Here is a 12,552-nt window from a genome sequence, read left to right as displayed (position 1 = left end):
CCCCACCGCTTCACCAGCCGCGCTCGCGCCACTGCGCCACGTGCGGACGCTCGTTGCCCAGCTGTCCGTCCTTGCCGTGACCCGGATAGAACCAGGTGTCGTCCGGCAGTGTCGCGAAGACCTTGGTCTCCACCTCGTTGACGAGCTGGGCGAAGGCTTCGTCGTCACCGAAGGTCGCACCGACACCGCCGGGGAAGAGGGAGTTGCCCGTTGATGGACAACACATTGTCCGGGTCATGAGCGCCCCTTGAGGCGGTCGAGGAGACGCGACCACCACCACTCCTGGACGTGGCTTCCTTCGAAGCGATAGGAGCCGAAGGACTCATGGATGCCATAGTCGGTCCACGCCCGGGCTCGTGCCTCGCCGGTCAACCAGCGCACCTCGAAGTCACCGTCCGAGGACTGTTCGGGCTCGAGACGACCTATGAGCGCGTCAGGGAGCGTGGCGTAAGGCGGGTAGTCCTCGATGATGTAGCGGCCTCCGTCGACGAGGGTGACGAGGAACCAAACGAAAGTCTGAGTGCCGAGCGGTCGCGCCAGCCCCCACCCACGTTCCAGTGCGGATGTCAGGTGCCCAACGAGCAAACCGTTGCGCCAGAGCTCTGCGGCTCCCCGATCGAGGATCGCGAGGGACTCTTCGTCGGGGTCCGTCACCATCTGCGCTCAAGCCACCCGGGGACCGAGTCACGCTCGGCGCCGAGAGTGGAGTCGTTGCCGTGTCCGGGGTAGAACCACGTCTCGTCCGGCAACCGGTCGAAGACCTTGGTCTGCAGGTCGGCCATGATCGAGTCGAAGTCCTCCGCCTCTATGGTCCTCCCAGGACCGCCGGGGAACAGGGAGTCCCCGGTGAACAGGTGTGGGTGGCCCGACGGGTCGGCATACAGCAGGGCTACCGAGCCCGGCGTGTGCCCGGCGATCGCGATCACCGACAGCGACACCTCACCGACGCGGACCTCGTCGCCGTGCTCGAGCCGGCGGGCGATCTGCACACCGGTCTGCTCGGTGATCGCGTCGGCATCCGGTGCGCCGGCATGCACCGGAGCGTCGGTGGCGGCGACGACGTCGGCCAGCGCGCGGTGGTGGTCCCAGTGCTGGTGCGTGGTGACGACAGCGGACAGCGAGCCGTTGACGAGTGACAACAGTGCGGGCGCGTCGTCGGCCGCGTCGATCAGCAGCTTCTCGTCGGTGGTGCGGCAGGTCAGCAGGTAGGCGTTGTTCGCCATCTTCTCGTCGACCGCCATCTTCGCGATCGTCAACTGGTCGAGCTCGCGGACATCGGCCGGTCCGCCGGGGGTCACGTCGCCGGTGTAGTCAGTCATGGCACGAGACTAGGACACCAGCCGCGGCGTGTGATCACGAACACCTGTTCGAACCACCTTGTAAGGTATGTCCGTGGCCGATCAACTCATCATCCGCGGTGCCCGCGAACACAACCTTAAGGACGTCTCGCTCGACCTGCCGCGAGACGCCCTCATCGTCTTCACCGGGTTGTCCGGGTCGGGCAAGTCCAGCCTTGCCTTCGACACGATCTTCGCCGAGGGGCAGCGACGCTACGTCGAGTCGCTCTCGGCCTATGCGCGTCAGTTCCTCGGCCAGATGGACAAGCCCGACGTCGACTTCATCGAGGGCCTCTCGCCCGCGGTCTCCATCGACCAGAAGTCCACCTCCAAGAACCCGCGCTCCACCGTCGGCACGATCACCGAGGTCTACGACTACCTGCGCCTGCTCTATGCGCGCGCCGGTCGTCCGCACTGCCCGACCTGTGGTGCGCCGATCGAACGGCAGACCCCGCAGCAGATCGTCGACCGGATCATGGAGATCGACGAGGGCACCCGCTTCCAGGTGCTGGCCCCGGTCATCCGCGGCCGCAAGGGCGAGTACGTCGAGCTGTTCCGCTCGCTGCAGGGCCAGGGGTTCTCCCGGGCTCGGATCAACGGCGAGACGCACCAGCTCGCCGAGCCGCCGACCCTGGCGAAGCAGAAGAAGCACACCATCGAGGTGGTCGTCGACCGGCTCGCGGTGAAGGGCTCGGCCAAGCGCCGGCTCACCGACTCCGTGGAGACCGCGCTGGGCCTGGCCGGTGGTCTGGTCGTGTTCGACTTCGTCGACCGCGATGCCAAGGACCCCGAGCGCGAGCTCAAGTTCTCGGAGAAGATGTCGTGCCCCAACGACCACACCCTCGACACCGACGACCTCGAGCCGCGCTCGTTCTCGTTCAACTCCCCGTTCGGCGCGTGCACGGTGTGCTCCGGCCTCGGCACCCGGATGGAGGTGGACCCGGAGCTGGTCGTGAGCGACCCGCAGGCCACCCTCGCCGAAGGCGTGATCCAGCCGTGGAGCGGCGCACACGTGGCGGACTACTTCGGGCGACTCCTCAAGGCGCTGGGTGACGAGCTCGGCTTCGATGTCGACACCCCGTGGGAGAACCTCTCGCCCGAGTTCCAGCGGATCATCCTCGACGGCCACCCCACCAAGGTGCACGTGCGCAGCAAGAACCGCTACGGCCGCGAGCGCTCCTACTACGCGGCCTATGAGGGCGTCCGGCCCTACATCGAGCGTCGCCACCGCGAGGCGGAGACCGACACCAGCCGGGACCGCTTCGAGGGGTTCATGCGCGAGGTGCCCTGCCCGGCTTGTCGGGGGAGCAGGCTCAAGCCGGTCTCGATGGCGGTCACCCTGGGCAGCCGCGAGGCCGGTGGCCTCAACATCGCCGAGCTCTGCGCCCTGCCGATCAACGAGACCGCCGACCACCTGCGCACCCTCGACCTGAGCGTCCGGGAGCGCCAGATCGGCGAGCGGGTGCTCAAGGAGATCCAGGAGCGGCTCAACTTCCTGCTCGACGTCGGCCTCGACTACCTCTCCCTCGACCGGCCGTCGGGCTCGCTCTCGGGTGGTGAGGCACAGCGGATCCGCCTCGCGACGCAGATCGGAGCCGGCCTGGTCGGCGTCCTCTACGTCCTCGACGAGCCGTCCATCGGCCTGCACCAGCGCGACAACCAGCGACTCATCGAGACCTTGGTGCGCCTGCGTGACCTCGGCAACACCCTGATCGTCGTCGAGCACGACGAGGACACCATCCGCGCCGCCGACTGGGTCGTCGACATCGGTCCCGGTGCCGGCGAGCACGGTGGCCAGGTCGTCGTCTCCGGCACGGTCAAGGAGCTCCTCGACGACAAGGACTCCTCCACCGGCGCCTTTCTGTCGGGTCGTCGCCAGATCCCCGTCCCCGACGTACGCCGTCCGCTGACCAAGGGCCGCGACCTCACCGTGCACGGAGCCACCGAGCACAACCTGCAGGACGTCGACGTCTCGTTCCCGCTCGGGGTGTTCTGTGCCGTGACGGGTGTCTCCGGCTCGGGGAAGTCGACGCTGGTCAACGACATCCTCTACACCTCGCTGGCCAAGCAGATCTACAACGCGCGCACCGTCCCGGGCCGGCACCGCCGGATCACCGGGATCGAGAACGTCGACAAGGTCATCCACGTCGACCAGTCGCCGATCGGTCGTACGCCGCGCAGCAACCCGGCGACGTACACCGGCGTCTTCGACCACATCCGTAAGCTCTTCGCCTCCACGCCCGAGGCGAAGATGCGCGGCTATCTCCAGGGCCGCTTCTCGTTCAACGTCAAGGGCGGGCGCTGCGAGGCATGCTCGGGTGACGGCACGATCAAGATCGAGATGAACTTCCTCCCCGACGTCTACGTCCCGTGCGAGGTCTGCCACGGCGCGCGCTACAACCGCGAGACGCTCGAGGTGCACTACAAGGGCAAGACCATCGCCGAGGTCCTCGACATGCCGATCGAGGAGGCTGCCGAGTTCTTCGCCGCGGTGCCCGCGATCGCCAGGCACATGAAGACCCTGGTCGAGGTCGGTCTCGGCTATGTCCGCCTGGGCCAGCCGGCCACCACCCTGTCCGGTGGTGAGGCGCAGCGGGTCAAGCTCTCCAGCGAACTGCAGAAGCGCTCGACCGGTCGCACCGTCTATGTCCTCGACGAGCCCACGACGGGTCTGCACTTCGAGGACATCAGCCGCTTGCTGCTGGTGCTGGGCCGCCTGGTCGACCAGGGCAACACAGTGCTGGTCATCGAGCACAACCTCGACGTGATCAAGACCGCCGACTGGCTCATCGACATGGGGCCCGAGGGCGGATCGCGTGGCGGAACGGTGGTCGCCGAGGGAACGCCCGAAGAGGTGGCGGCGAACCCGGCCAGCCACACCGGTCGCTTCCTGGCGCCGATCCTCGGCGTCGTGCCCGGGCAGGCGCCGGTGAAGAAGGCGGCCAAGAAGACGGCCACGCGTCCGGCGAAGAAGGCAGCAGCGACGAAGTCGACCAGCAAGCGCACTGCCGCAGCAAGGAAATCGACGGCAGACTAGGTCCATGGACCTCAGTCGACGCAGCACCCTCGGTGGCTTCACCGCTGCCGGGCTCGCCCTGCCCACGCTGGCTGCCTGTGGTGGCGGTGACTCACCGAGCAAGGCCACCGATCCAGGCACTGGCACAGGCACTTCGGCGACACCCAGCGCGCCGGCCGACGAGTCGGAGAGCTCCTCGCCACCCTCGGCCGAGGCGTCGACAGGCCTGCTTTCGACCGAGGACGTCCCGGTCGGCGGCGGGGTGATCCTGGCCGAGGAGAAGCTCGTGGTCACCCAGCCGACGGCGGGGGAGTTCAAGGGCTTCACTGCTGTGTGCACCCATCAGGGCTGCATCGTCAGCGCCGTGAGCACGACCATCGACTGTGGCTGCCACCAGAGCAAGTTCTCCCTCAGTGACGGAAGCGTCCAGGGTGGACCGGCCCCGTCCCCGCTGGAGTCGCGGGACCTCAGCGTCACCGGCGACCAGATCAATCTCGACTGAGCCAGGCGCGTGGCTGTTGACGTTTCAACGGGTTCGCTAGGTTTGGGCGCAGCCCCAGCCAACAAGGAGATCGCCGTGGAGCCCAGCACCTGCCTCAGTCGTCGTCGGGCCCTCGGCGGTGCCGCCGTGGTCGGGGTCGGCGTACCCCTCCTCGCCGCCTGCGGCGGTGGGTCCAGCGACAAGCCGGCCGCACCCGACGCGGGCACCGTGCTGGCGAAGACGAGCGACATCGAGGTGGGCGGTGGCCTGATCCTCGACGAGGAGAAGATCGTGATCACCCAGCCGACGGCGGGGGAGTTCAAGGCATTCTCCGCCACCTGCACCCACCAGGGCTGCCTGGTGACGGGCGTCTCCACGACCATCGACTGCTCGTGCCACAACAGCGCCTTCGCCATCGCGGACGGCAGCGTCGCCGGTGGGCCGGCACCCGAGGGACTCCCCGAGATCGCGATCACGGTCAAGGGTGGACAGATCACCGCTGCCTGAGGCGCACCGGTCGGCCTGTCAGTGCCCGGACGTAGGGTTGCGGCGTGGCTGATCCGTCGACCTACCGCCCCAAGACCGGCTCGATTCCGACGCAGCCGGGCGTCTACAAGTTCCGGGACGCCAAGGGCCGGGTCATCTATGTCGGCAAGGCCAAGAACCTCCGCTCACGCCTGACGTCCTACTTCCAGGACATCGTCAACCTGCACCCTCGGACGGCCACCATGGTCACCACCGCGGCAGCGGTCGAGTGGACGACGGTGAACACCGAGGTCGAGGCGCTGCAGCTCGAATATTCCTGGATCAAGGAGTTCGACCCGCGGTTCAACGTGAAATATCGCGACGACAAGTCCTATCCGTGGCTCGCGGTCACCGTCGGTGAGGAGTTCCCGCGGGTGATGGTGGGCCGGGGTGCCAAGCGGAAGGGCACCCGCTACTTCGGTCCCTACGGGCATGCCTGGGCGATCCGGGAGACCGTCGACCTGCTGCTGAGGGTCTTCCCGATGCGCTCGTGCAGCAACGGGGTGTTCAAGCGGTCCGCGCAGATCGGCCGACCCTGCCTGCTCGGCTACATCGACAAGTGTGCGGCGCCCTGCGTCGGCAACGTCAGCGCGGAGGAGCACCGTGCGATCGTCGACGACTTCTGCGACTTCATGGGCGGCCAGACCAGCGCCTTCGTCAAGCGCGTCGAGAAGGAGATGTACGCCGCCTCCGACGCGCTCGACTTCGAGAAGGCGGCCCGGCTGCGCGACGACCTGGGCGCCCTGAACAAGGCGCTCGAGAAGCAGGCGGTGGTCCTGGGCGACGGCACCGACGCCGACGTGATCGCAGTCGCCGAGGACCCGCTCGAGGTCGCCGTCCAGATCTTCTATGTGCGCGGCGGCCGGATCCGCGGCCAACGCGGCTGGGTCGCCGACCGCGTCGAGGAGGGGGACACCGGCCAGCTGGTGGAGAACTTCCTGCTCCAGCTCTACGGCGGCGAGGAGGGTGACACGATCCCGCGTGAGATCCTCGTCCCGGCACTGCCGCCCGAGCTGGAGACCATGGAGGAACTGCTCGCCGAGCGCCGCGGCGGCCGGGTCGCGATCAGGGTCCCGCAGCGTGGCGACAAGAAGACGCTCCAGGCCACGGTGGCACGCAACGCCCTGCAGGCCCTGGGCCTGCACAAGACCAAGCGCGCCAGCGACCTGACCACCCGCAACCGGGCGCTGGAGGAGATCCAGGCCGCGCTGACGCTGGACGACGTACCCCTGCGGATCGAGTGCTACGACATCTCCAACCTGCAGGGCACCGAGGTCGTGGCCAGCATGGTCGTCTTCGAGGACGGGTTGTCCCGCAAGGGCGAATACCGCCGCTTCGTGATCAAGTCGGTTGACGGCCAGAACGATGTCGCCTCCATGCACGAGGTGATCACCCGCCGGTTCCGCCGGATGCTCGACGAGCAGGCGACCAGCGCCCAGGTCAGCACCGACGAGACCGAGGGGCCGATGCTCGTCGACCCCGAGACGGGTCGGCCACGCAAGTTCGCCTATGCGCCCGGCCTGGTCGTGGTCGACGGCGGGCCGCCCCAGGTCGCCGCGGCGGTTGCGGCGCTCAAGGAGCTCGGCATCGACGACATTCCGGTCTGCGGCCTGGCCAAGCGGCTGGAGGAGGTCTGGGTGCCGGGCGAGGAGGACCCGGTGATCCTGCCCCGGTCCAGCGAGGGCCTCTACCTGCTGCAGCGGATCCGCGACGAGGCGCACCGGTTCGCGATCACCCATCACCGCGGCCGTCGCTCGAAGACGATGGTGGAGAGCCTGCTCGACGACGTCCCGGGTCTGGGGGAGGTCCGCCGCAAGACCCTGATCAAGCACTTCGGCTCGCTGCGCAAGCTCAAGACGGCCACCGTCGAGGAGCTGGCCCAGGTCCCCGGTATCGGTCCGGCAACGGCTGCGGCGATCAAGGATGCAGTGGGGGCCTCGACCAGCAAGACTGTCAGCGTGAACACCGCCACCGGGGAAGTCGAGGAGCACTGATGCCAATGAGCACACCCGAACCCGACCAACGAGCCGGCGAGCTCGTCGTCGTCACCGGGATGACCGGTGCCGGCCGGTCCACGGCCGCCAAGGAGCTCGAGGACCTCGGCTACTTCGTGGTCGACAACCTGCCGCCCTCGCTGCTGCCCGACATCGTGCACCTGGTCAACGAGGACTCCGGCACCGACCAGCCGATCGCGGTGGTCGTCGACGTGCGCTCGGGTGCCTTCTTCGAGACCCTACGTGCCAACATCGAGCAGAAGGCGATCAGCCGCCGGACCACGCTGCTCTTCCTGGAGGCCGACGACGACGTGCTGGTCCGCCGACAGGACGCCGCACGGCGTCCGCACCCGCTCCAGGAGGGTGGCCGGTTGCTCGACGGGTTGCAGCGCGAACGCGTGGTGCTGGCGCCGCTGCGCGGCACTGCCGACGTCCTGGTGGACACCAGCAACCTCAACGTCCACCAGCTCGCCTCGAAGATCGCGGAGCACTTCGGCACCCCCGAGGCGATGACGCTGAAGATCACCGTGGTCAGCTTCGGGTTCAAATACGGCATCCCCGTCGACGCGGACTTCATGGCCGACATGCGCTTCCTGCCCAACCCCTACTGGGAGCCCGACCTGCGCGCCATGAACGGCACGGACCCGGACGTCTCCGACTACGTCATCACCCGTCCCGACGCACAGCAGTTCATCGATCAATTCGTCCCCGTCATCGCCACGGCGGCCGCGGGCTATCTACGCGAGGGCAAGCGGTTCCTGACCGTCGCGATCGGCTGCACCGGCGGCAAGCACCGGTCGGTGGCGATGAGCGAGGCAGTCGCCGCGCGGCTGCGGGAGCAGGGCTATGACGCCCGCGCCCAGCACCGCGACCTGGGGAACGAGTGAGCGGCCAGGTCGATGCCTCCGTCGTCGCCCTCGGTGGGGGGCACGGGTTGCACGCATCGCTGTCCGCCCTGCGACGGGTCGTCGACGAGCTGACCGCGATCGTCACCGTCGCCGACAACGGCGGCTCCTCGGGTCGGCTGCGCGGGGAGTTCGGCGTGCTCCCGCCCGGGGACCTGCGGATGGCGTTGGCCGCGCTGTGCGGCGACGACGAGTGGGGCCAGACCTGGGCGCGACTGCTGCAGCACCGTTTCGACGGCACCGGCGAGATGAAGGGGCACACCGTCGGCAACCTGCTGATCGTGGGCCTGTGGGAGCTGCTCGGCAACCACGTAGCAGCCCTCGAGTGGGTCGGCCGGCTGCTCGGCGCCCACGGGCGGGTGCTGCCGATGGCGATCACCCCGATGGACATCCATGCCGAGGTGCGCGGCCTGGACCCCGCGGACCCCGATGTGCTCACGCACGTGCAGGGACAGGTCGCGGTCGCCCGCACCGAGGGGCACCTGACCGGGATCCAGCTCGATCCTCCGGACCCCGAGCCCTGCCCCGAGGCGATCGAGGCGGTCAACAGCGCCGACTGGATCGTGCTCGGCCCCGGCAGCTGGTTCACCTCGGTGATCCCGCACCTGATCGTGCCCGGCCTGCACCGGGCCATCGCCGGCAGCGACGGCCGGGTGATCGTCGTACTCAACCTGGAGGAGCAGAAGGGCGAGACCTCCGGTTACCAGCCCGAGGACCTGCTGGGAGCGCTGCTGCACCATGCCCCCGATCTCGCCGTGCACACGGTGCTCGCCGATCCACGAGCGGTTCCCGATGCCGAGCTCCTGGAGCAGGTGGTCGTCGGCCTCGGCGCGCAGCTCGTGATCGAGGACGTGTCGATGGACGACGGGTCGCCCCGGCACGACCCCGAGAAGTTGGCAGGCGCCTATGCGCGGATCATGCGCGGTGTGTAAGGATCGGCCCCATGGCGATGACGGCACAGGTGAAGTCGGAGCTCGCGAGCACCCAGACAACCAAGACATGCTGCCGCAAGGCTGAGGTGTCCACAACCCTGCGCTTCGCGGGCGGACTTCACATCATCAGCGGCAAGGTCGTCGTCGAGGCAGAGCTCGACACCGGAGCGGCCGTACGCCGGCTGCGCACGGACATCGCGGAGATCTTCGGCCACCAGGCCGAGGTGGCGATGGTGCAGGGCAACGGCATCCGCAAGGGCAGCCGCTATGTCCTGCGGGTGGTCAAGGACGGTGAGGCACTGGCCCGCCAGACCGGTCTGCTCAACCAGCAGGGGAGGCCAGTTCGTGGCCTCCCGCCCCAGGTGGTCTCCGGCGGTGGCTGCGACGCGGTCGCCGCGTGGCGTGGCGCGTTCCTGGCGCACGGGTCGCTGACCGAGCCCGGACGCTCCTCCGCACTCGAGGTCACCTGTCCGGGTCCCGAGGCAGCGCTGGCCCTGGTCGGCGTCGCCCGCCGTCTCGGCATCCAGGCCAAGGCCCGCGAGGTGCGTGGCGTGGATCGGGTGGTGATCCGCGACGGCGACGCGATCGGAGCCCTCCTGACCAGGCTGGGTGCCCACGAATCCCTGATGGCCTGGGAGGAGCGCCGGATGCGCCGCGAGGTGCGCGCCACCGCCAACCGCCTGGCCAACTTCGACGACGCCAACCTGCGCCGCTCGGCGCGCGCAGCAGTCGCTGCCGGCGCCCGCGTGGAGCGGGCTTTGGAGATCCTCGGTGACGAGGTTCCCGACCACCTTCAGCTGGCCGGTCACCTGCGGCTCGAGCACAAGCAGGCCTCGCTCGAGGAGCTCGGCCAGCTCCACGACCCCGTGCTGACCAAGGACGCGATCGCCGGCCGCATCCGTCGCCTGCTGGCGATGGCCGACAAGCGCGCCGAGGAGCTCGGCATCCCCGACACGGAGTCCTCGCTGACCCCCGACATGCTGGTCGAGGAATCCTGAGCCTCCTTGTGTGACGTGCGTCATCGGCACAGCGGCTAGTCTCGTTCCGAACCGGATAGTCCACCCGCAACCGACAGGGAGTGGCACCACGTGACAGTTCGAGTAGGAATCAACGGATTCGGCCGGATCGGTCGCAACTTCTATCGGGCGGTGCGTGCCTCGGGCGCCGACATCGAGGTGGTCGCGGTCAACGACCTGACCGACAACGCCTCGCTCGCCCACCTCCTCAAGTTCGACACCATCCTGGGCAGGCTCGATGCGGAGGTCAGCTCCGGCGAGGGTGCGATCAGCGTGGGGGAGAGTCGGATCCGCGCGTTCGCCGAACGCGACCCTGCCAACATCGGCTGGGGTGACGAGGGCGTCGACGTGGTGGTCGAGTCGACGGGCTTATTCACCGACGGCGACAAGGCCCGTGCCCACGTCGACAAGGGTGGCGCTCGCAAGGTGATCATCTCCGCGCCGGCGACCAACGAGGACGTCACGCTGGTGATGGGCGTCAACCACACGACGTACGACGGCGCGGCGCACACGGTGATCTCGAACGCGTCCTGCACGACCAACTGCCTGGCTCCGATGGCGAAGATCCTCAACGACGGCATCGGCATCGATCGCGGCCTGATGACCACGATCCACGCCTACACCGCGGACCAGAACCTCCAGGACAACATTCACAAGGACCTGCGCCGAGCGCGTGCCGCAGCCCTCAACGTGGTGCCCACCTCGACCGGGGCGGCGAAGGCGCTGGGCATCGTCCTGCCCGAGCTGAAGGGCAAGCTGGACGGCTATGCGTTGCGGGTGCCGGTGCCCACGGGCTCGGTCACCGACCTCACCTTCGAGGCCTCGAGGGACACCACGGTCGAGGAGATCAACGCCCTGTTCGAAGAGGCCGCGCAGGGCGCGTTCTCCGGTTTCGTGAAGTACTCCACCGACCCGATCGTCTCGTCCGATATCGTCACGGATCCGTCGTCATGCATCTTTGACTCTCCGTTGACCAAGGTGATCGGGAACCAGGTCAAGGTGGTCGGCTGGTATGACAACGAATGGGGCTACAGCAATCGACTGGTCGACCTGATCGGCCACGTCGGCTCCACGCTCTGACTCCCCGCACACGATCCAGACCGCACCCCAAGAACAAGGAAGTCATGGCAGGCATCGACTCGCTCGCGTCCGCACTCGGCGGCAGCCTCAGCGGCAAGCGCATCCTCGTCCGATCCGACCTCAACGTGCCGCTGGACGGCACGAGCATCACCGACGACGGGCGGATCCGGGCCAGCATCCCGACGATCCGCGCGCTGGTCGAGGCCGGGGCGCGGGTGATCGTGGCCGCGCACCTGGGACGGCCCAAGGGCACCCCTGATCCCGCCTACTCGCTGGCCCCGGTCGCAGTCCGTCTGGGCGAGCTCCTGGGTGCACAGGTCGCCTTCGCCACCGACACCGTGGGGGAGAGCGCCACCGAGGTCGTCGCCGCGCTCGAGGACGGTCAGGTCGCCGTGCTGGAGAACGTCCGCTTCAACCGTGGCGAGACGAGCAAGGATGAGGCCGAGCGTGGCGCCTTCGCCGACGAGCTGGCAGCCCTGGCCGACGGCTACGTCAGCGACGGCTTCGGGGTCGTGCACCGCAAGCAGGCCAGCGTCTACGACGTGGCCAAGCGCCTCCCGCACGCGATGGGCACCCTGGTGGCCACCGAGATCGACGTACTCCGTCGTCTCACCGTGGACCCGGAGCGCCCCTATGCGGTGGTGCTGGGTGGTTCGAAGGTCTCGGACAAGCTCGGCGTGATCGACAACCTGCTCGAGAAGGCCGACCGACTCCTGATCGGCGGCGGCATGGTGTTCACCTTCCTCAAGGCCCAGGGCCACGAGGTCGGCAAGAGCCTGCTCGAGGAGGACCAGCTCGACGTCTGCCGCGACTACCTCCAGCGCGCCGCCGAATCGGGGGTGCAGATCCTGCTTCCCAACGACGTGGTCGTGGACACCGCCTTCCCCTCGGGCGACCGCGCCCCGCAGCCGCAGGTGGTCGCAGCCGACGCGATCCCGGCCGACGCGCTCGGGCTCGACATCGGCCCGGCGTCCAGCGCGGCGTTCGCCGCCGCACTGGCCGACGCCAGGACGGTCTTCTGGAACGGCCCGATGGGGGTCTTCGAGGTCGACGAGTTCGCGGCCGGGACCCGCGCCGTGGCCCAGGCCCTGACCCAGGTCGAGGGGCTCACCGTGGTGGGTGGCGGGGACTCCGCAGCCGCGGTCCGCCAGCTCGGCTTCGACGAAGCGGCCTTCGGGCACATCTCCACCGGCGGCGGCGCCAGCCTCGAATACCTCGAGGGCAAGGAACTCCCCGGTATCACTGTCTTGGACGAAGGCTGACGAT

At 68.5% G+C, this 12,552-nt stretch carries 12 protein-coding genes; 9 read left to right on the top strand and 3 right to left on the bottom strand.

All coding sequences use genetic code 11. The annotated features are described in order from the left end of the window. Positions 1-10: 10 nt before the first annotated feature. From BJ980_RS03485 to BJ980_RS03475, 3 genes are read right to left on the bottom strand one after another with little or no spacing between them, the layout of a single operon-like run. The gene (locus BJ980_RS03485) at positions 11-238 is read right to left on the bottom strand and encodes an MBL fold metallo-hydrolase (protein WP_179501004.1); all 228 of its coding nucleotides are present in this window, start codon (positions 236-238) and stop codon (positions 11-13) included. Continuing rightward, the gene (locus BJ980_RS03480) at positions 235-657 is read right to left on the bottom strand and encodes a hypothetical protein (protein ID WP_179501003.1); all 423 of its coding nucleotides are present in this window, start codon (positions 655-657) and stop codon (positions 235-237) included. Before BJ980_RS03480 ends, BJ980_RS03485 begins: the two co-directional genes overlap by 4 nt. Beyond that, positions 651-1,319, bottom strand: a complete 669-nt coding sequence (locus tag BJ980_RS03475) for an MBL fold metallo-hydrolase (protein ID WP_179501002.1) — start codon at positions 1,317-1,319, stop codon at positions 651-653. The genes BJ980_RS03480 and BJ980_RS03475 overlap by 7 nt, the downstream gene beginning before the upstream one ends. Positions 1,320-1,392: 73 nt before the next feature. Here BJ980_RS03475 and uvrA point away from each other — a divergent pair, with 73 nt between their 5' ends. From uvrA to BJ980_RS03430, 9 genes are all read left to right on the top strand, one after another. Next, on the top strand, positions 1,393-4,374 hold the full coding sequence (gene uvrA / locus BJ980_RS03470; protein WP_179501001.1) for an excinuclease ABC subunit UvrA: 2,982 nt from the start codon (positions 1,393-1,395) through the stop codon (positions 4,372-4,374). 4 nt (positions 4,375-4,378) lie between these two features. Then, on the top strand, positions 4,379-4,855 hold the full coding sequence (locus BJ980_RS03465; protein ID WP_179501000.1) for a Rieske (2Fe-2S) protein: 477 nt from the start codon (positions 4,379-4,381) through the stop codon (positions 4,853-4,855). Between the two features lie 75 nt (positions 4,856-4,930). Then, on the top strand, positions 4,931-5,341 hold the full coding sequence (locus BJ980_RS03460; protein ID WP_343047671.1) for a Rieske (2Fe-2S) protein: 411 nt from the start codon (positions 4,931-4,933) through the stop codon (positions 5,339-5,341). Between the two features lie 44 nt (positions 5,342-5,385). Then, the gene (uvrC, locus tag BJ980_RS03455) at positions 5,386-7,353 is read left to right on the top strand and encodes an excinuclease ABC subunit UvrC (RefSeq protein ID WP_179500999.1); all 1,968 of its coding nucleotides are present in this window, start codon (positions 5,386-5,388) and stop codon (positions 7,351-7,353) included. 5 nt (positions 7,354-7,358) lie between these two features. Then, entirely contained in the window at positions 7,359-8,240 is an 882-nt protein-coding gene (rapZ, locus tag BJ980_RS03450) for an RNase adapter RapZ (RefSeq protein ID WP_179500998.1), read from the top strand. Beyond that, positions 8,237-9,190, top strand: a complete 954-nt coding sequence (locus BJ980_RS03445; protein ID WP_179500997.1) for a uridine diphosphate-N-acetylglucosamine-binding protein YvcK — start codon at positions 8,237-8,239, stop codon at positions 9,188-9,190. The genes rapZ and BJ980_RS03445 overlap by 4 nt, the downstream gene beginning before the upstream one ends. 11 nt (positions 9,191-9,201) lie before the next feature. Further along, positions 9,202-10,188 (top strand): DNA-binding protein WhiA, encoded by a 987-nt coding sequence (gene whiA / locus BJ980_RS03440; protein ID WP_179500996.1) that lies wholly within the window; start codon positions 9,202-9,204, stop codon positions 10,186-10,188. A gap of 90 nt (positions 10,189-10,278) precedes the next feature. Next, on the top strand, positions 10,279-11,286 hold the full coding sequence (gap, locus tag BJ980_RS03435; protein ID WP_179500995.1) for a type I glyceraldehyde-3-phosphate dehydrogenase: 1,008 nt from the start codon (positions 10,279-10,281) through the stop codon (positions 11,284-11,286). 44 nt (positions 11,287-11,330) lie between these two features. Beyond that, the gene (locus BJ980_RS03430) at positions 11,331-12,548 is read left to right on the top strand and encodes a phosphoglycerate kinase (protein WP_179500994.1); all 1,218 of its coding nucleotides are present in this window, start codon (positions 11,331-11,333) and stop codon (positions 12,546-12,548) included. Positions 12,549-12,552: the final 4 nt, after the last annotated feature.

Origin of the sequence: Nocardioides daedukensis (assembly GCF_013408415.1) — a bacterium.
In the GTDB taxonomy this organism is placed as follows: domain Bacteria; phylum Actinomycetota; class Actinomycetes; order Propionibacteriales; family Nocardioidaceae; genus Nocardioides; species Nocardioides daedukensis.
The sequence above is the reverse complement of the archived record's forward strand: the minus strand, read 5'-3'. Positions and strand labels throughout refer to the sequence as shown.

Excerpts from the sequence above, each read along its gene's own strand:
- BJ980_RS03430 (WP_179500994.1), top strand. The coding sequence starts at position 11,331 with ATGGCAGGCATCGACTCGCTCGCGTCCGCACTCGGCGGCAGCCTCAGC.
- whiA (WP_179500996.1), top strand. The coding sequence starts at position 9,202 with ATGGCGATGACGGCACAGGTGAAGTCGGAGCTCGCGAGCACCCAGACA.
- BJ980_RS03485 (WP_179501004.1), bottom strand. The coding sequence starts at position 238 with ATGACCCGGACAATGTGTTGTCCATCAACGGGCAACTCCCTCTTCCCC.
- BJ980_RS03475 (WP_179501002.1), bottom strand. The coding sequence starts at position 1,319 with ATGACTGACTACACCGGCGACGTGACCCCCGGCGGACCGGCCGATGTC.
- BJ980_RS03480 (WP_179501003.1), bottom strand. The coding sequence starts at position 657 with ATGGTGACGGACCCCGACGAAGAGTCCCTCGCGATCCTCGATCGGGGA.
- rapZ (WP_179500998.1), top strand. The coding sequence starts at position 7,359 with ATGAGCACACCCGAACCCGACCAACGAGCCGGCGAGCTCGTCGTCGTC.
- BJ980_RS03465 (WP_179501000.1), top strand. The coding sequence starts at position 4,379 with ATGGACCTCAGTCGACGCAGCACCCTCGGTGGCTTCACCGCTGCCGGG.